At 36.3% G+C, this 19,422-nt stretch carries 20 protein-coding genes; 3 read left to right on the forward strand and 17 right to left on the reverse strand.

Features of this window, described 5'->3' with window-relative positions; all coding sequences use genetic code 11:
• Positions 1-190: 190 nt before the first annotated feature.
• From mnhG to MKX67_RS16455, 7 genes are read right to left on the reverse strand one after another with little or no spacing between them, the layout of a single operon-like run.
• Positions 191-559, reverse strand: coding sequence for a monovalent cation/H(+) antiporter subunit G (gene mnhG / locus MKX67_RS16425; RefSeq protein ID WP_218971986.1), 369 nt, complete (start codon positions 557-559; stop codon positions 191-193).
• Positions 543-827 carry a Na(+)/H(+) antiporter subunit F1 gene (locus MKX67_RS16430; RefSeq protein WP_095372430.1) on the reverse strand — a complete coding sequence of 95 codons (285 nt, stop codon included), beginning with the start codon at positions 825-827 and terminating at the stop codon, positions 543-545. The genes mnhG and MKX67_RS16430 overlap by 17 nt, the downstream gene beginning before the upstream one ends.
• Positions 824-1,303: a Na+/H+ antiporter subunit E gene (locus tag MKX67_RS16435; RefSeq protein WP_095372429.1), complete on the reverse strand. Its 480-nt coding sequence runs from the start codon at positions 1,301-1,303 to the stop codon at positions 824-826. The genes MKX67_RS16430 and MKX67_RS16435 overlap by 4 nt, the downstream gene beginning before the upstream one ends.
• A gap of 32 nt (positions 1,304-1,335) precedes the next feature.
• On the reverse strand, positions 1,336-2,823 hold the full coding sequence (locus tag MKX67_RS16440; protein ID WP_095372428.1) for a Na+/H+ antiporter subunit D: 1,488 nt from the start codon (positions 2,821-2,823) through the stop codon (positions 1,336-1,338).
• A complete protein-coding gene (locus MKX67_RS16445; protein WP_095372427.1) occupies positions 2,816-3,154 on the reverse strand; it encodes a Na(+)/H(+) antiporter subunit C in 339 nt (112 codons plus the stop codon). Before MKX67_RS16445 ends, MKX67_RS16440 begins: the two co-directional genes overlap by 8 nt.
• A 1-nt stretch (position 3,155) precedes the next feature.
• Entirely contained in the window at positions 3,156-3,581 is a 426-nt protein-coding gene (locus tag MKX67_RS16450; protein ID WP_095372426.1) for a Na(+)/H(+) antiporter subunit B, read from the reverse strand.
• The gene (locus MKX67_RS16455) at positions 3,581-5,995 is read right to left on the reverse strand and encodes a Na+/H+ antiporter subunit A (RefSeq protein ID WP_157733924.1); all 2,415 of its coding nucleotides are present in this window, start codon (positions 5,993-5,995) and stop codon (positions 3,581-3,583) included. The genes MKX67_RS16450 and MKX67_RS16455 overlap by 1 nt, the downstream gene beginning before the upstream one ends.
• A gap of 294 nt (positions 5,996-6,289) precedes the next feature.
• Between MKX67_RS16455 and MKX67_RS16460 the strand changes: the two genes are divergently transcribed.
• A complete protein-coding gene (locus MKX67_RS16460) occupies positions 6,290-6,979 on the forward strand; it encodes a universal stress protein (protein WP_095372425.1) in 690 nt (229 codons plus the stop codon).
• Between the two features lie 46 nt (positions 6,980-7,025).
• Here the strand turns inward: MKX67_RS16460 and MKX67_RS16465 are convergent, their stop codons facing one another.
• The 8 genes from MKX67_RS16465 to nadB form a co-directional block, all read right to left on the reverse strand.
• Positions 7,026-7,589 carry a tyrosine-type recombinase/integrase gene (locus MKX67_RS16465; RefSeq protein ID WP_095372424.1) on the reverse strand — a complete coding sequence of 188 codons (564 nt, stop codon included), beginning with the start codon at positions 7,587-7,589 and terminating at the stop codon, positions 7,026-7,028.
• Positions 7,590-7,789: 200 nt separating this feature from the next.
• The gene (locus MKX67_RS16470; RefSeq protein WP_095372423.1) at positions 7,790-8,308 is read right to left on the reverse strand and encodes an intercompartmental signaling factor BofC; all 519 of its coding nucleotides are present in this window, start codon (positions 8,306-8,308) and stop codon (positions 7,790-7,792) included.
• A 202-nt stretch (positions 8,309-8,510) separates the two neighbouring features.
• Positions 8,511-9,146 (reverse strand): YhcN/YlaJ family sporulation lipoprotein, encoded by a 636-nt coding sequence (locus MKX67_RS16475; protein ID WP_342488464.1) that lies wholly within the window; start codon positions 9,144-9,146, stop codon positions 8,511-8,513.
• An 85-nt stretch (positions 9,147-9,231) separates the two neighbouring features.
• Positions 9,232-10,218, reverse strand: a complete 987-nt coding sequence (locus MKX67_RS16480; protein WP_095372421.1) for a phosphotransferase — start codon at positions 10,216-10,218, stop codon at positions 9,232-9,234.
• Entirely contained in the window at positions 10,193-11,893 is a 1,701-nt protein-coding gene (safA, locus tag MKX67_RS16485) for a SafA/ExsA family spore coat assembly protein (RefSeq protein WP_342488465.1), read from the reverse strand. The genes MKX67_RS16480 and safA overlap by 26 nt, the downstream gene beginning before the upstream one ends.
• A 355-nt stretch (positions 11,894-12,248) precedes the next feature.
• On the reverse strand, positions 12,249-13,352 hold the full coding sequence (gene nadA, locus MKX67_RS16490) for a quinolinate synthase NadA (protein ID WP_095372419.1): 1,104 nt from the start codon (positions 13,350-13,352) through the stop codon (positions 12,249-12,251).
• The gene (gene nadC, locus MKX67_RS16495) at positions 13,339-14,202 is read right to left on the reverse strand and encodes a carboxylating nicotinate-nucleotide diphosphorylase (RefSeq protein WP_095372418.1); all 864 of its coding nucleotides are present in this window, start codon (positions 14,200-14,202) and stop codon (positions 13,339-13,341) included. Before nadC ends, nadA begins: the two co-directional genes overlap by 14 nt.
• Entirely contained in the window at positions 14,156-15,727 is a 1,572-nt protein-coding gene (gene nadB, locus MKX67_RS16500) for an L-aspartate oxidase (protein WP_307312755.1), read from the reverse strand. The genes nadC and nadB overlap by 47 nt, the downstream gene beginning before the upstream one ends.
• A 213-nt stretch (positions 15,728-15,940) precedes the next feature.
• Between nadB and MKX67_RS16505 the strand changes: the two genes are divergently transcribed.
• Both MKX67_RS16505 and MKX67_RS16510 read left to right on the forward strand, forming a co-directional pair.
• Entirely contained in the window at positions 15,941-17,065 is a 1,125-nt protein-coding gene (locus MKX67_RS16505; protein ID WP_342488466.1) for an IscS subfamily cysteine desulfurase, read from the forward strand.
• A gap of 64 nt (positions 17,066-17,129) precedes the next feature.
• Positions 17,130-17,675, forward strand: coding sequence for a transcription repressor NadR (locus tag MKX67_RS16510; RefSeq protein ID WP_095372415.1), 546 nt, complete (start codon positions 17,130-17,132; stop codon positions 17,673-17,675).
• A gap of 63 nt (positions 17,676-17,738) precedes the next feature.
• Here MKX67_RS16510 and pheA read toward each other — a convergent pair whose 3' ends face one another.
• Together pheA and MKX67_RS16520 are read right to left on the reverse strand one after the other, a co-directional pair.
• Entirely contained in the window at positions 17,739-18,608 is an 870-nt protein-coding gene (gene pheA / locus MKX67_RS16515; protein WP_307312752.1) for a prephenate dehydratase, read from the reverse strand.
• A 341-nt stretch (positions 18,609-18,949) separates the two neighbouring features.
• On the reverse strand, positions 18,950-19,405 hold the full coding sequence (locus MKX67_RS16520; RefSeq protein WP_095372413.1) for an ACT domain-containing protein: 456 nt from the start codon (positions 19,403-19,405) through the stop codon (positions 18,950-18,952).
• Positions 19,406-19,422 lie beyond the last annotated feature (17 nt).

Below are 19,422 nucleotides of genomic sequence, written 5' to 3' on the forward strand. Positions count from 1 at the left end.
CTCCCTCTTTTGCATACCTCCCACCATTATACTACAAAATCGTCTTGAAGAAAAAAGGATATCTATTTACGCTACGACTATCATTCCTTTCACCTGCAGACCACTGAGAATAGTGGACTAACCATTGCAAATTAATTGCACACGTTTGCAAGATTATCGCCGCTTAGGGAATAAAAGAAAAAACCAGCCATTAAGACTGGTCTCCTTCCCGATCTTTCCCTACCAATACTTTCTTTAACTCATCTTGAACAGTGACATCAGCCATTGGAACTTTTGAGCGATAAGCGGAGCGTGAGATGAGATGCGCTGATACAGGTGCAGTTAAAAAAACAAAGAAAATGACTAATATTAATCGAATACTAAAGACACCTTCATGAACAAGAAAAAAGATTAAAGTACCTACAAGCGTAAATAACACACCAATCGTCGAACTCTTTGAAGCTGCATGAGACCTTGTATATACATCTGGTAAACGCAAAATACCGATTGCACTAAGAAAACTAAACAATGTCCCTATAATAATGAGAATCCCTGCTCCTAACTCACTTGTTACGGTCAGATTCAATGACTTTCCCCCTCTCTAGGAAACGCGCAAAGGCTATCGTACCAATAAACGATAAAATCCCCAGTAATAACATGACTGAAAAGAACGCACTCGTCCGCATGAATATAGAAATGATCGCTATCGCCGCAATAATATTTACTCCTATATTATCAAGTGCCTGCACGCGATCCGGAATAGACGGACCCTTAATAAGCCGATATACTGCTGCTAAAATAGATAGGACAAGAAAACATAATGCAACTACTAATAAACTCTCAATCATCTTCCTGTCACCCTCTTAATAGACTTTTCGAATCGAACCTTGGACTTTAATAGCGATTCACTCGAAGTTGGGATATCAAGTCCATGAACATAAAACGTTTTGTTATCATTTCCTACCTCAACCACTACCGAACCTGGTGTTAAACAAAGGAGAAAAGAAAGCAATGCTAATTCGATATCACCTTCTAATTCTGTCTCCAATGTAAAAATGCCTGGCCTAATATCTAGTTTTGGTTTAATTACTTGTTTCACAACTTCCATACTAGATGTAAATAGCTCATGAATAAACACTAACAAAAGACTAAGGATGTTCATAAAAGTAACGATATAAAAATTATCATCAAAAAATCTTCTTATTAAAAATAAAATAAATATCCCTACAATATAACCACTAAAAAAAGATAAAAAACTCCATTCATCCTGCAAAAACATCCATAACGCAGCAATGAATAAATTGACTAGTACTTGCATAGCCATGCTCGCTCACCGCCCTTTCTATTAGAATGATATTAATCGCTATACCCTAGTAAAACGGCTTCAATATAAGAAGAAGGATTCATTAAAGATTCAACAGCTATATTCACGTAATCATATAATCCCTCTGCGCCTAATCCAAGTCCAACTGTTAACAAAACGAGTGTTACTATTGGAAACATGACACCTTTCGTGCTGCTCTTTTCCATATCTTCTGATAGAATCGTTTCTCCCCAAAAGCTGTTCATAAATATCTTCATGACAGAAAAGAGCACCATTAAACTCGTTATTAACCCAATTGCCCCTAGCCAGTAATAGCCAACCGCAAAGGTTCCTTCTGTTATATATACTTTGCCGATAAAACCGCTTAATGGAGGAATACCCGCTATTGAAAGAGCAACAATAAAGAACATCCATCCTAGGTAAGGGTGTGTCTTAATTAGACCACTAATATCATTCAGTTTGCTTGTACCTACAAGAGCAATAATCACACCGCCGATAAGGAAAATAACTGCTTTAATCACCATATCGTGTATTAAATAATAGATTGAACCAGTTAATCCTTCATGTGTATACGTAGCTAAGCCTGCTAATATAAATCCAACACCAACTATGACATTATATGTTAAAATCTTTTTAATATCATTAAAGGCAATGGCACCAATTGCACCGAGCAGCATAGTAATAGCAGCCATAATACCAATAATTAAATGTGTAACCTCAGGTTGATGATAAAAAATCAAAGTAAAGAATCTAAAGATCGCGTATATTCCTACTTTCGTAAGTAGCGCTGCAAAGATTGCCGCTACAGCTGTTGGAGGTGCACTATAAGAACCCGGTAACCAAAAGAATAAGAATAAACCCGCCTTTAAACTAAAGACAAATAAAAACATCATTGCCACTGCAGTAATAATCCCACTCTGCCCTACTTCTCCTACACGTTCTGCTAAATGTGCCATATTAATCGTCCCTGTTACTGAATATAAATACGCAACAGCTGCTAAAAATAGGAAAGATGCTAGTAGGTTGATTAACACATATTTGATTGACTCTCTTAATTGCTTCTTCTCTCCACCTAACGTGATTAATGCATAGGAGGAGATTAACATTACTTCAAAACACACGAATAAGTTAAAAACATCACCTGTGAGAAAAGAACCATTTACTCCTGTAATTAAGAATAGGAACAGGGGATAAAAGTAATGCCTTTCTCGATCCTCACCAATGGAACCAAAAGCAAAGATAAGACAAAGTAGACCAACAATACTTGTTGTCAATAAAAGTAGTCCCGAAAACATATCCGCTACCATACTGACACCAAAAGGCGCTTCCCAACCACCTAATTGTAATGTTTGAATACCATTATATTTCACCTGGTAAATCAAAAATCCTGAAATAACTCCCGTAGCTATTAGCGTAAACACACTTAAAATCTTATGGAAAAGTATTTTCTGTCTAAATATGACCATCACTAAACCAATAATAAGAGGTACAATGATCGGCATAATGACTAAGTTATTCATTCTCGTCACCTCTCATTTCTGCAGTGTTATCCGTCCCCAGCTCTTGATAGGCTCGGTAACTTAACACGAGAAACAAGGCTGTCGTTGCGAAATTGATAACTATAGCAGTTAAAATAAGAGCTTGAGGAAGCGCATCCGTAAAGGTTGTTGTATCTATCCCCAATAAAGGCGGACCTCCACTTTTTAAGCCCCCCATCGTAAGAATAAGCAAATGAACACCATGACTAATAATTGAAGTTCCTAAAATAATTCTTATCAAGCTCTTCGTTAATATTAAATACGTACCGATTGTAAATAAAACACCAATTAAGATCGACATTAAAGTTTCCATATTATCGATCCTCACTAATTGTCATAATAATAACCATTGCTGTTCCAATAACAGCTAAAGCTACACCTACATCAAAGAGCACAGCAGTCGCTAATTCGGTTTTCCCGAATATTGGTAAGTCGAAATAATCAAAAGCTTGGAATAGGAACGGCTGATCAAATAAGATTCCTCCCACTCCAGTAAATACCGCTATAAGCACACCAACAGCTGTTAAAACTTTAAAGTCAAACGGAAAGTTAACTCTAATTGAATCAATATCATATGTTAAAAACAAGAGCGTGAGAGCTGCTGCGAAAGCTAACCCTCCAATAAATCCGCCTCCTGGATTGTGATGTCCAGCAAAAAACAAGTAAACAGCAAAGGTAAGAATAATGACTACTGCTACATTCGTTACAGCCCTTAAAATAATATCATTAGGCTTTTTCATTATTTCTCCCTCCTTGAAAATCGTAATTTAATCAGTGTATATACACTTAATGCTGTAATACATAGCACAAAGATTTCTAACATCGTATCAATACCCCTGAAATCAACTAATATCGCATTTACGATATTCTTCGCTCCTGCTAATTCATATGAATCCTCATAATAACTTGCTATCGGTTCAAATATTTGTGTACCATTTGCCGAAAACGCGAACACTGTTACCACTGCACCAACCGCAATCGATATAATTAAATTCAATGGCTTAAATGGAACACCTTTTTTATGCTTTTGCGTTTGCTCTTTGAATTTTGGTAAATGAAAAAAGCAAAGCAAGAATAAGGCTGTAGTGACCGTTTCTACTACTAGTTGAGTTAAAGCTAAATCTGGTGCTCTAAAAATGACGAAGAACAAGGATACTAAATAACCTAAAACACCTAGTGAGATAATAGCAGTCAACCTTGATTTCGCTAATAGTATTGTAAATGCAGCTACTAGCATGGAGAACATAATGGCTAACTCAAAAATGTTCACAGGGGCATCATTGGTCAAATCAATCGTAATAGAATTAGTAATGATTAATGTACCACCAATTAATAACACGAAGAATGTAAATATATAAGCAAGATAATCACGCGTGTACCCCGTCATATATTTATTTGTCACACTTGCTGCTATTCTTTGCGATGTTTCCAAACTATTATTGTATAGTGCATTAATGGTTAAATTTTGTGGATATAGACGATAAACTTTGGTCCACTTTTTCAACATTAGATACATGATTGTTCCTACAACAACGACGCCAATTGTCATATATAATTCGGCTGAAAATCCATGCCAAGCTGAAATATGGATATTCAGTACACCTTCTTCTATTAAAGAAGGAAGAATCGCTGATACGGCAGGAACTAATAATAAATCAGCAATCACATTAGGAAAGAAGAAAATAACAATAACCAATGACGCAAGGATAATAGGTGAAATAAGCATGCCTATTGGTGCTTCATGCGCCTTCTTCTCTAATCGATCTGGTTTATATTTCCCTCTAAATGTCTTAAAGACAAGAATCATACTGTATATAAAGGTAAAAACACTCGCAACCCAAGCGATAATTGGAAACAGTATACCTAATGTTTCCATATTAAATACATCCATTTCCGTTACTTTAACAACAGATGCAAAAAACATTTCCTTACTTAAAAACCCATTAAATGGTGGTAGACCTGCCATTGCAAATGAACCAATTAAGGCAACTGTAAATGTGATAGGCATAACAGTCATTAAACCACCTAGACGTCTAATATCACGCGTACCAGTTTCATGGTCAACGATGCCCACTACCATAAATAAGGCACCTTTAAATGTAGAGTGATTAATCATATGAAAAATAGCTGCTGTAATCGCCGCTGCATACACAGCAGCTTCATTTCCGTAACCGAAATAAAGGGCAGCTGATCCAATTCCAAGCAAGCTCATAATCATTCCCAATTGACTGATGGTGGAATATGCCAGTAATCCTTTTAAATCAATTTGTTTCACAGCGTTGAATGAACCATACAATAGCGTAATTAATCCAACAATTGATATAATCCAAAACCATTCTGCTGTACCACCAAATATGGGGGTTAATCTTGCAACTAAATAAATTCCTGCTTTAACCATTGTTGCTGAATGCAAATAAGCACTAATTGGTGTAGGCGCCTCCATTGCATCAGGTAACCAAATACTAAAAGGAAACTGTGCTGATTTTGTAAAAGCACCTAGTAAAATTAATATCATTGCTGGTAAGAATAAATCATGAGCAATGATTGTCTCACTCATAGCAAACATTTCTCTAATGCTATACGTGTCCGTTATCATCGATAGCATAATAAAACCAGACAACATCGCTAAGCCGCCAAAAATCGTAATTAACATTGATTTTTGCGCACCATATCTGGATTTTTCTCTCTCATACCAATAGGCAATTAATAAAAAGGATGAGATACTCGTTAATTCCCAGAAAACATATAGAACAAGTATATTATCTGAGAATACAAGTCCTAGCATCGCTCCCATAAAAAGAAGGAGATACACATAAAAATTGTGAAGTGCTTCCTTTTCTTTTGATAAATAATAAATCGAATATAAAATAACGAGTGCACCAATACCCGTGATTAGTAATCCAAAGATCAAACTTAATCCATCTACATACATATCTAAATTAATACCAAACGAGGGGATCCATGGTATCGTTTCGTATATTGTTGCTCCTGAGGATATTTTAGGAATTAATTGAAGCAAATAAACGAATATAATAATAGGAATTAGAATAACAAACCAACCTGTATGCAATCTTTTATTGAAGTATTTATATAACAGCGGGACAAAAATCGCAAAAACAAATGGAATTAAAATCATGATGTGCAATATCGTCAACCGTAGTCCCTCCTCCTGAAATGACTGTGAATAGGTGAATATTAATAAAAAAAGCTTTTTAAAAATGGGGTGACATACTTATTCTGTCTTATGTTAATTTATCCATTACATTAATGTTTTAATTAGGGGAAAATAATGTTTCTAACTATCTTGCCACATTTCAAAAATGGCAGAATTCATTAAATTTCATTTTTTAATTGACTGTTTCATTCGCATAGGATATAGTCATACATAGTTTATTGATATTAAATGTAAATTTTTATGAATTTCACATCTATTTCGAGGTGACAAAACATGAAAAAAATTAAAGGACGTATGGACGAAAGCATTTTAGTATGCGTCTATTATGGACCAAATGGTGAAAGACTTATTCAGCGTGGATGCAAGATTGCAAACATGATGGATTGCCCTCTATATATTTTAACGATTGACCCTAAGCCTTTTGATGATATGGATGCAGAGAAGTCTCATTATATTACGAAATGGCAGCAATTAGCTGAAATGCACAGTGCTGATGCTTTCATTTTAAAAGATAATGAAAGAAGACCTGTTTCTAAAGTTATTGCTGATGTCGCTCGCGAAAAAAATATAACACAAATCATTCTTGGGCAAACGGCTCAAAGCCGCTGGGAGCAAATTGCAAAAGGGTCTATTATTAACTCTCTATTAAGAGAAGTACCTTTTGTCGACCTGCATATTATCTCAGTATCACGATCATTAAAAGATGAAGAAGGTCATTTTGAAAAAGGTGTTCGCGCTTATCTAATTAAGGACGGGGACCATTATCGACTCACTTTCAAATATTCTAATGATGTAGAATATGAAGGTATATTCTTCAAAGATCTCGGTACCGATTTTAATAATGGTGTGTTTAAGTTCATGAAAGATAAAAAAACACTGCAGGTTGAATGTACAGATGATGTCATAAAAGATTTCAAAAACGTTGATATGGCTCCTGAATTTGACGAGGAAGATGAAAAATAATACTTTCTTTCCTCTTAACGCCTCCAATTATATGGAGGTGTTTTTTTTATAAATTGACATCTACTTTTATTAGCTTTTTATCGAATTTATCAATCCCAATATACCTTAACGTTTCAGCTGGCGTATTGTGATTGTATATGTTCATTAGAATGGAAATGGCAATTCCTTTTCGATAGGCATGGTAACCAAAAGTTTTTCTTAATGTATGCGTACCAATTTTCCCTTGTACACCAACCTTTTTTGCCGCTTGGTTAATGATACGGTAAGCTTGTTGCCTTGTAATAGGTTGTTTGTTCTTTTTAGATTTAAATAAATAATCGTTGTCATTTAATTTAAATAACTTCATATAAGAAGCTAGTTCTTTCAAAATGCTGTTATTTAAATAAAATGCACGAGAATCACCATTCTTTTCATCCTTAATATATAAAAATTCTTTTAAGCCCTCTTCCTCCCATAAATCTTTAACCTTTAAAAATAATAAATCACTCACTCTTATCCCTGTATTAATCCCTAAGACAAACAGGAGTACATCCCTTTGTGAATGCAATCTTAATTCTGATTTAATTTTGTTAATGTCTTCTATATCCTTAATCGGATCCACAAACTCCACAGGATTTCCTCCTAGAAATTTTAATGTAACTTAATTGTATGTTATCAAAAATTAAGTTACATTACAACTTGTAAGTATACGGTTTAGCCCATTTATTTATATTTTTAAAATTGCTACCATTCTTGATTTTCCTCACTCCAAGACAAAATAAACTTTTACTCATTTAAAATAGCGACCTTTAAAAGGTCGCTACAGTTCATTTATAAAGAATAGCCGCTAAAAGATTTTAAAACTTCCATGTAATCATTCTTTGACTTAATTGGAATCCCTTGTTTCAACTGCTCGCATTTTTTACTTTCAAGCTTTCCTAAATCAATAGAAAAGAATGATTGAATAATTTGTGCCTTTCTAGGTTCTCCATTAAAAATGGTGAGTACACCATCTTCAGTAATGCCAAAATAACCATTTGCCTTTAATAATGGCGAAATATCATTTACTTGTTGACGAAAAACCATTTCTCCTTTTTTCATATCCATTAATTGCCACTCATCGTATTTTGCCCATAAATCTTCAAATGACCATATCGTTTCGCGCACTCGTTCCTGACTAATTTCCCCATCAATATATTCTCTTTCTAAAATAATATCTATTTGTTCTGGTTTAATTTCTTTTATTGTTTGGTTTTCATTCCCACGACTTACAGCTTGGACGCTATTATGAATACTAAAGGGAAAAGTGATGAGTAAGATAATTAAGGTTATCGCACTTAATTTCTTCATTATTGCCCCTCCTTCACCAAGTATATCCACCTCTTAATACTATATATTTTCTCCACTTTTTTTTTCCTTATACGCATACTCCCGATTGAGCCTATTCATAGGACTAAAATCAAATAACAAACATTAGGTAAATCATCTAACTCCAAAAAAAATGCACGAACAAATTTAATTTCCAAACTTGTTCGTGCTTCATTTATATTGATTACTTTGAATAAAAGATTTCATCAATATTCTCATTTATTTTTTCCATTGGGAGACCTGCTTTTACATCATTATCAATTGTATTTAGGCGAAAGAATTGACTTTCGTTCGTAACAATTCTCACTTTTCTCTCTCCAACAAAGGATTTTACCTTTGAAAAAACCTCTTGTTCAACTTGCTTTTCATCCGCATCTTTATTTAGTCTTAAAGCAATTACTATCTTCCCGTCATGCTCAGCCGCTCTCGCTTCTTTTACTTGCTCTACTTCTTCTGCTTCATGGATAACTTTTTCAATTAATTCTCCTTCATAAGATTGATAATAGTTAGACCGCGGTACATGATTATACTCAATATGGCCATTATAATTGACATCTGTTTTGCTGAATTTCCCATCTCTTGTTGTATCCGTTTCATCTCCTAGAGAATGATCCATCCACTCTGTTACTGCACCATCATCATCATTTAATAGCTTAAATTTCGATTTTTGATTATGCTGTTCATTCGTATAATAACCCATAGGTACCGTCCGATTCCGGTTCTCATCTGTCGTCTCACTCGCATCGTTATTCGTACCACAGGCAGCTAAACTCATCGACATCACAACAGCAAAAGGGACAAATAGAATCTTCTTTTGCATTTAACATACCCCCACTGGTAATATTGGAGATTTTTCATCTCTTTACTATTTTGCAAAAAACAAGGGGCAGTCATACAAATTAGATTTATCCATCTATTCTTTTTTTCAGCTCTTCCACAAATAATTTCCTTTTCTGAAATTGATCAATGGTTAAGGATAATAATGGTCGCATTTTCTTTGGATAAATATAGGTTCGTTCTCGAATACACCTGTTCCACTCCCGAAAGACATCAGTTGGATAAGAGAGAGCGTACAAAGATTGGTTACTAGTAGTGAGTTCCTTTAATTGAGGGAACTTCTCCATTTCATTTAACTCCCAATCAAGCGTTGGCAAAATTCTGTTTGCGTACTGTAAATAATCATATTCCTTTTGGCCAATGGATATTAAGTCAAAATCAATTAAAAATAATTGGTTACTATCATCGCGAATAAAATTATGATGAGCCACATCACCGTGAAGTATCACTTCATTCGCTTCAATTGTCTGTTCTTTTCCCCCCATACCAGATAAAGACCAATCTGCCCATGCTAAATATTCAGCCATTATCTCTTTTGGTATAAAATACTTTAAAATACTTTCATTTTTTTTGAATTGCACAGTCCGAATTCTCCATTTATCTCGCTGGTGGTGGGGGGACAATAATGTAACATAACGATCCTTTAATTTTTTTGAGACATGATGAAATTTGTCAATGAGATCTAACCCTTCTTTACGGTTGGTTTCGTTTTGGTAAGTAAAAGGCTGTTCAGAAGGGAGGATATAAAATAAGCATCCAAAATAAATTCCATCGAAAAATAACGGTGGATCCTTTGCTAAAGGAAGAAAGGAATAAGTATGAACAAACCCCTCCTTTATTAATGAAGAGGTAAATGTTTCTTGAAGTTTAAACTTATGATAAGAACGAAACCCTTTTAATATAAATGGTGTGTGGTTTGTTTCTACTTTAAAAACATTTTGCCTGATTTGATTAATTTCTAATATGGTCCATGGTATTTGCTTTTGTAAATAGGAGAGGAGACGATTATGATGATCGTCTCCTTTAACATTATCCTTCGAAGTCACTGCTTTCATCATAGCCTCTTGGCATTCCAAACGGTTGTGCGCCACCCATTGGTGCATAGCCATATGGGGAACCATGGTGCGGCATCGGACTATAAGGATAGCCAAAACCCTGATTCATCGGTGCTTGATATTGAGGGCCACCACACCCACAATCTTGTGTTCCTGCTACAGTTGGAGGCATTGGCATTTGACTGTGGCTAGGACTTAACGGCATCTGGCTTTGACTTGGACTTAACGGTAATTGTTCTCCTGACTCACTCACACCTTGCACCTGTGGATAGAACGGCATTACACCATGATGATGCATCATATGATGTGGCGGGCATGGCGTTGGACATGGTGGCGGGCATGGATAGCAAGGCTGCTGCATCGCCGGCATCATATAAGTCGGTTGTAGCGGTAATTGCTGATCAAACGCTCCTCCTACTTGTGGTGGAAGCTGTGCTTGTTGATCATAGGCACCACTCACTTGCGGCGGGAGCTGTGCTTGTTGATCATAAGCACCGCCCACTTGTGGAGGGAGCTGCGCTTGTTGATCGTACATACCTCCTACTTGCGGCGGGAGCTGTGCTTGCTGATCGTACATACCTCCTACTTGTGGCGGGAGCTGTGCTTGCTGATCGTACATACCTCCTACTTGCGGCGGGAGCTGCGCTTGCTGATCGTACATACCTCCTACTTGTGGCGGAAGTTGTGCTTGCTGATCGTACATACCTCCTACTTGTGGCGACAGTTGTGCCTGTTGTTGATTTTGATATGGTGACATATATGAAGAACTTTCTTCATGATAATTCGGACTCTCTACACCCGCTACCATACCTTGTTGCTGATAGGGGTTGTAAGCACCTTGATTTTGAGGATAGTAAGGCTGTTGCATGCCAGGTTGGAACATATTAGGGTTATAAGGATACATAAGTTGATCATAACCTCCTTGGATTTGCTCCTTCCCTTTAATAGAAGGAGATTGTGATGACTCAGTCGACTTAGGTAAGATATTGGTTGGTTTTGGTGGTAATTGCGGCATAGGTTTTAATGGCTTTTGTTCTTGAACAGGCTTTAATGGCTTTTGTTCTTGAACAGGTTTTAATGGCTTTTGCTCTTGAACAGGCTTTAACGGCTTTTGCTCTTGAACAGGTTTTAACGGCTTTTGCTCTTGAACAGGCTTTAACGGCTTTTGTTCTTGAACAGGTTTTAAAGGTTTTTGCTCTTGAACAGGTTTTAACGGCTTTTGTTCTTGAACAGGCTTTAACGGCTTTTGTTCTTGAACAGGTTTTAAAGGTTTTTGCTCTTGAACAGGTTTTAACGGCTTTTGTGTTTCGAAATTCATCATATAGTAGTTGTTTATATCGATATCCGGCAGGATTTGTTTAGGCATTTTAGGTTTATACGGTTTTTTCACTTCTTTTTTTACTGCTTCTTTCTTTACTTCTTCCTTCTTTACCTGTTCTTTCGGCATCTCTTTTGGCATTTCTTTTTTAGAGCCTACGTTAATCTTTGTTCCTGATAGGGGTGCTTCCTTCTTAATCATCCCACCTGCTCCTGGTACTTTAATTTTCATACCCGGCATAATCATATCAGGATTACTTAACTGAGTATTCATCTTTTTAAGCTCTTCGAAATTCACGCCGTACTTCTTCGCAATCTTCCATAGGGTATCACCCTTTTGAACGATATGGATTTTCACGCTGGTTCCCTCCTATACAAAACAAACTTTCATTGATGAGAGCTTTATACCATCAATGATTATAACGAATCGGGATAAAAAGTAGCTGCCTAACACCTATAAATACGTGCGGGCTCATACCTACTTCTCGACGAGTCCATATATTCTATGAAGGAATGGGCAAATTGCTAATAATCTTCAAAAAAACTTATGCAGAAATCATGAAAATTATGATAAACATTAAAGGAAAGCACAAAAAAAGGATTTTTTTAATGAAAATTCTGAACAGACTTATGAAAATGATTTTTTGTCCACAGCAACATTTTTTGATTTACCCATAAAAAAACTACCTAATGAAAGGTAGCCTTATTTCAATTTATTTTATTACCAACATGCGTGCTAATGCTTGTTTTGCTCCTGCAGCGATTTGATCATCAACCTTGATTTGATTTATGGGCTCACCTTTCTCCAACATTTCTAAATTCCATGCCAAATGCATTAAATCAATGCGATTCATTGTCATACATGGACACATATGTGGATTTAATGAAACAATCTGTTTATCTGGATGTGATTGAATGAGACGATTTACTAAGTTCATTTCAGTGCCAATTGCCCACTGAGAACCTGGCTTACTCTTTTCGATTGCCTGAATAATATCATTCGTAGAACCATCCATATCAGACCGCTCAACAACTTCTCTTCTACACTCAGGATGAACAATGATTTTCATTTCTGGTCTGTTTTTTCGTATATCTTCGATGTTCCTCACTGTAAAATTCTCATGCACTGAGCAATGACCTTTCCATAAAATCACTTTGATCTGCTCATTTCCTCCATCAAATTCTAATCTATGTTGAATCGGATCCCAGACTGCCATTTCATCTAAAGCAATACCTAACTTATAGGCTGTATTTCTGCCAAGATGCTGATCCGGCAAGAACAAAATCCTTTCCTTTTGTTGGAGCGCCCATTTTACCACTTCTTCTGCATTGGAAGAAGTAACGGTCGCTCCACCATGTTCACCCACAAATGATTTAATGGCAGCTGTTGAATTTACATAAGTAAGCGGTAAAATGGTCTCCCCAAATCGCTCGGTTAATAGCTCCCATCCTCTTTCTGTTTGATGGATATTAGCCATATCAGCCATTGAACAGCCCGCTCTCATATCTGGTAAATAGACTTTTTGATTTTTAGTTGTTAAGATATCGGCTGTTTCTGCCATAAAATGTACACCGCAAAACACGATAAACTCAGCTCGGGTATTCTGCGCACAAAATTGTGCTAATTTTAATGAATCACCTGTACTATCAGCAAATTGTATCACTTCATCTTTTTGATAATGGTGGCCTGGAATATACAACTTGTCTCCAAAGGTACCCTTCACGCGACGCACAATATTTTCTAACTGCCCATTAGATAAAGAACGATATTTTTCTGGTAGTATCGTTTGTTTTTCAATCGTGTCAAATAGATTCATTTCGCTTCTCCTTCTCTATCATAGACATTCTCACACTAATATCAAGTGCGGAAACTGAATGTGTTAAAGCACCAATCGAAATATAGTCAACACCTGTTTGTCCATACTTATGAAGTTCCTCTAAACGGATACCTCCTGATGCCTCGGTTATAACACCTTTCGGCACATAAGTTAACCAATCTTTTATTTCATTAGGTGTACGATTATCAAACATAATGACATCTGCGCCAGCAGTAATCGCTTCATTCAATTGCGCTATACTCTCAATTTCGACCTCTATCTTAACCATATGTCCAATCTTTGACTTCACACTTTCTACTGCTTTACTTATCGAGCCTGCAAAGCTTATATGATTATCTTTAATCATGACCGCATCATATAATCCGTAGCGGTGATTATAACCACCACCTGTTCGAACTGCATATTTCTCAAGCATTCTTAATCCAGGTGTTGTTTTTCTTGTATCGACAATACGTGTATGTGTGCTATTTAATAAAGCAACCGCTTTCTTTGTTTTCGTTGCGATTGCACACATTCGTTGCACTAAATTCAAAATTACACGCTCTCCTTTTAAAAGTGCTGAGATTGGCCCATATACTTTAAGTAAGACTTCCCCTTGATTAAACCACTCACCTTCCTGTTTGAAGAATTCAAAATGGCATTCATTAGATAACAAAGGAAAGCCTGTCGTTATGATCTCTCTACCGCAAAACACACCTGTATCCTTCGCTAGAAAAGTAATTGCACCTCTTTCGTGTTCTCCAAAGATCAATTCTGTCGTTACATCTCTTTCACCAATATCTTCAATGAAGTAATGCTCTAATTGTTTGCGAAGTTTCAATGTATTCATCATGATCACCTTTCTTTTCATGCTTAATTTCTTTTTTCATCCATTCTTCCATTTCAATTGGAAAGTCCTCACGAAAATGTCCCCCTCTACTTTCATTCCGTTTAAGGGCTGATTTCGTAATGCATTTTGATATTTCCATCATAAAAACGATTTCAATTTCCTCTTGTGATAGATAATCTAATGATTGTGGGAGATGAAAATGATTGAGATAACGTAACTGATCTTGTAAGTTGGCCTTATTCCTTACTATGCCAACATATTCCATCATTCGGTTTTGAATATCTTCTTTTGCAGGTAATCTTCCTTGGATATTCTCTTTCTTAATTTCAAAACGATAATCGCTTCTTTTACCTACGTCATGATCCTTACTCTTATTTATTTGCTGAGCTACTTTTTTACCAAAATACAAACCTTCTAAAAGAGAGTTACTAGCTAAACGATTTGCTCCATGCACGCCCGTCCTTGCCACTTCCCCCATTGCATAAAGATGAGCAATACTTGTTTCGCCACTATCATTCGTCTTGACCCCACCCATAAGAAAGTGGGCACCAGGCGAAACTGGTATTAATTGATCTTCAAGATTAACACCATTAGCTTCACATAATTTACTAATAGTCGGAAATCGAGTAGTGAATCGTGCCACCTGCTGGATATTTAAATAAACTTTTCTACCTTGCTTCATAGTTTGATAAATTTCTTGAGCGACAATATGCCTCGGAGCCAAATCCTCAAGTGGGTGAACTCCCTTCATTATCGAAATTCCTTGTTCATCAACTAAAACGCCACCTTCCCCACGAACAGCTTCAGAAATAAGACCTTTCGTTTCACCACCCACGTATAATAAAGTCGGATGGAATTGAATAAATTCAAGATCCGTTAATATAGCCCCTGCCCGATGTGCAAGAGCTAAACCATCACCGGTAACAACAGGGCTATTAGATGTATATTGAAACAACTGACCACACCCACCAGTTGCTAAAACCACATGTTTGGCGAAAATGATATGGGTTTCGTCTTTTTTTTTCACTTTTACGCCATAGCAAATTTTCCGTTTAACGAGAAGCTCATAAACAAATGCATTTGTTATTACTTCAATATGTTTAGGTAATTGACTGATCATAAAATCAACAAGATGCTTCCCCGTCGCATCGCCGCCACTATGCACAATTCTTTTTTTACAATGCGCTCCTTCTAACCCAAGTGATAATTCCCCGTTTGTATTCTCATCAAATGGAAAGCCTAGTGCACTTAACTCATGAATTAAATCAGGTGCCTCCTTTGTTAAAGCTTCCACAACCCGTTCCTCATTGTGATAGCATCCAGCATTCAAAGTATCTTGTAAATGGAGGGCCCAATCATCCTCTTTACTGAGCGAAGCAGCAACCCCTCCTTGTGCTAAATAAGAATTACTACTTCTCATATCTGACTTTGTGATAATTATCACATGCAAATCATTACGAATTTTTTGTGCTAATTGAAGAGCAGCTACACCACTCCCAATAATAACCACATCTAAACTTTTCATTGTGATCCTCCTGACAGTAAACTATACAGGTAAAATTAACATATGTCTTGACACTTATATTTACACAGATTTAAACTGATGACAAGAGTTTTTAACAATATTTATTTCCCTACTTGTAATAATTAGGTTAAAGCCTAGAAATGAATACAGATGATGATGGATAAGACCTTCATACATCCCCTTCTATTCAAAAACAAAGGAATGAAGCCATTTATGATTTACTTAGACTATGCCGCCACTTGCCCCTTATCAAAAGAAGCGGCTGATGCATATGTAAGAACTGCTACTGAATTTTATGGAAACACAGAAAGCTTTCATGATATAGGCAGTCGGGCACATGATTTACTGGAACAATGCCGTTTGACGCTAGCTTCTTTTCTACATGTACCGAGTAGTGGAATTTATTTTACGAGTGGAGGGACGGAAAGTAACCTTATTTGTATCCGATCTCTTTTAACCTTAACGAATACAAAAGGACATATTATTACCACATTAGCTGAGCATTCTTCTATTTCTAACTTTTTATCTATACTTGAAGATAATGGTTATGAGGTGACTTATCTACCATTTGATCATAATGGTCAAATTGATTCTAAACAATTCGCGGCCGCTATTAGGCCAGATACCATTCTTGCTATTATTCAACATGCCAATAGTGAACTTGGTTCAATCCAACCAATCGAGGAAATAAGCGCATTATGTAAAATTCATCAAATCTACCTTCATTGTGACTGTGTCCATTCCTTTACGAAAGTAGATATCACTCCTGTGAGCCAAGTCGTTGATAGTCTTGCAATATCTGCCCATAAATTTTACGGACCAAAAGGAGCCGGTTTAGCCTATATACATCCTGCACATCCCATTCGTGGCTTACTACCAAATACTTCACATGAAAAGGGATTGAGGCCAGGTACAGTCAATCTACCAGCTATAGTCGCTATGACAATAGCTGCAGATGAAAGTATGAGAACATGGAAACAAACAAGAACGCACGCACAAATCCTTCGTCAAGCTTTCATCACTCATTGTGTCCATTTTGACTCTATTATTTATGAGGCACCAAAAGAAAGACAAATCCCATCTACTATAGGGATGCGAATACCTGGAATTGAGGGACAGTATGTGATGTTAGAAGCGAACCGAAAAGGCTTTTGCATTGCTACTGGTAGTGCTTGTGCGACCAATGCGCAATTGCCATCCTCAGCTATGTCTGCCATCGGTGTTAATGGAAAAGCGGCGAAAGAATTTTTCAGAATATCTACTGGAACAGAAACCTCGAAAGAACAATTAATCGCACTTGCCAAATTGCTAGCAACAATAAAGGAAAGCATGGGATAACTTTATTTATACTGGTTTCCTATGGTAAAATTATTGATTATGGTTATAGTAGAGGGGATTAAGAATGAGCGAACAAAAAAAGGTGCTTGGAGAAGACAGACGGATGAAACTACTACAATTATTGAAGGAAAGTGAAGAGCCTATTACAGGTAGTGAACTAGCAGCAAAGTACCATGTAAGCAGACAAGTAATCGTTGGTGATATTACACTGTTAAAAGCAAGAAGCGAACCAATTATTGCCACAAGTCAAGGATACTTAAGGTTAAATCATACTTCACCACATCCGGTAGCTACAAGAACAATAGCTAGTAACCATTCACCTGAACAAACTGAAGAAGAGTTAAACTTACTTGTTGATCATGGGGTCACCGTAAAAGATGTCACAATCGAGCATCCAGTATATGGTGATTTGACAGCATCTATTATGGTTTCTGACCGCAAAGAAGTAAAACAGTTTATGAAGAAAATTCATTCTACTCAATCTAGTTATTTATCAGAATTAACAGGTGGGATTCATTTACACACGATTACGAGCAGCAGTGAAGCAAAGCTTGACGAAGCAGAAGAGGCATTGAAAAAATCAGGATTTCTTATCGAAATAGATACATAATACTTGCTAGGAAATGGTACTTTATAAAAAGAAAGTAGAGCATGTACTCTACTTTCTTTTTTGTTATTTATGAGTCAATTCTTCTATTTTCCCGAGTTGATATGAAGGATAACTACCTAAAATTTGCACTTTGCAACCTAATGCCTCTAATTCCGCCTTTACGCCTGGAATAAGGACATCATCTATTTTCTGGTCGATATCAATAATAAAGAAATAATTCCCTAATCCTGTTTTCATTGGTCTTGACTCGATTTTTGATAAATTTAAATTTCTCCATGAAAAGGCGGATAGCACTTGGTGAAGCGCTCCAGCACGATCATCAGGTAACGAGACCATAACAGTTGTCTTATATCCTTTTGACTTCTGCGCTGTCTTGAGGTGACAATCTTGCTTTGCCACTACAATAAACCGTGTATGATTATGTGAATAATCATGAATATCTTGGTGAGCAATGGTTAATTGATATTCTTCTGCTGCTAAAGCATTTGCTATTGCAGCAACCTTTTCGTCAGGATGGTCACTTACATATTTTGCAGCTGCAGCCGTTGATGTCATATTAACAAGTTCAACAGCTTTTAAAGTCGAATGTAGGAAGCGATGGCATTGAGCAATTGCATGAGAATGGCTATATACCGTTTGAATATCTTCTAGTTTTTGGCTAGGATGAATAAGTAAATGTTGTCTAATAGGGATGGTCATTTCACCCACAATTGGGTAAAGTGCCTCATGAACTAAATAATCTAAAGTAATATTAACTGATCCTTCTAATGCATTTTCAATTGGTACAACAGCTAAATCAATTTCATCATTTGCTAAAGAATCTAAACAAGCAGGAATGGTTGCTTGTGGAATTGCTCTATCTTCTGGAAATAAGCCGCGAACGGCTATATCTGTAAAAGTAGCAACTGGTCCTAAGAAGCCTATTTTTTTCATTGTGAACACCTTTCATCAGTAGCTTCATTCTATGTAGCCACAACAAATTTGAATTATGAAAAAACTCATTATACTATACTTTAACACTTTAGTTTATGGATGTAAAAGAGGTTTTTATCTTTTTTTATAAGATATCTTTCTTATTAAAATCGAGATAGTTTATATGAGGTGTCGATGAGTAAACAAATACGGTTTGACTTGTCTATTATTTCATTGCCTCTGACTCGTTTCTACATGTATGTTTGAAACTTCACCATTTTATTTTACTAAGCTGTTTGAGTGATTCATTTTAGGTATAATAACCCTCTTTTTTAAAATGAATAAGACGCAAGAGTTTTAACTCATGCGCCTGAACTTAATACTTCTACTTTATCTACAAATTCTAGTTTCCTTAAATCGGATAATAAATGATCGATTCCTACCGCCATATCAGCAACATTTAGTGACAAGGTGACATTGGCACGACCTAAAATCGGAATGGTTTGATGGATGGTTAATACGTTACAACCTGATCCAGCCACAATACTTAATAATTGTGACAATGTGCCCGAACGATCCTCCAAATGAAAAAACAATGTAATAATTCTTTCCTTCACGATTGTATGAAAAGGAAAAACAGTATCGCGATATTTATAAAATGCGCTGCGACTCAAATCTACTTTATGGACAGCGTCCCAGACAGATTCTGCTTTTCCCCTTTCAATCATTTCTTTTGCATCCAAAGTCTTTTTCATAGCCTCAGGTAATACATCTTCTCGGACAAGGAAGAATTTTTTATCTAATTTATCCTGTTTCATCTTTCACCTCATTGATA

Source organism: Cytobacillus sp. FSL W7-1323 (genome assembly GCF_038595015.1).
In the GTDB taxonomy this organism is placed as follows: domain Bacteria; phylum Bacillota; class Bacilli; order Bacillales; family Cytobacillaceae; genus Cytobacillus; species Cytobacillus kochii.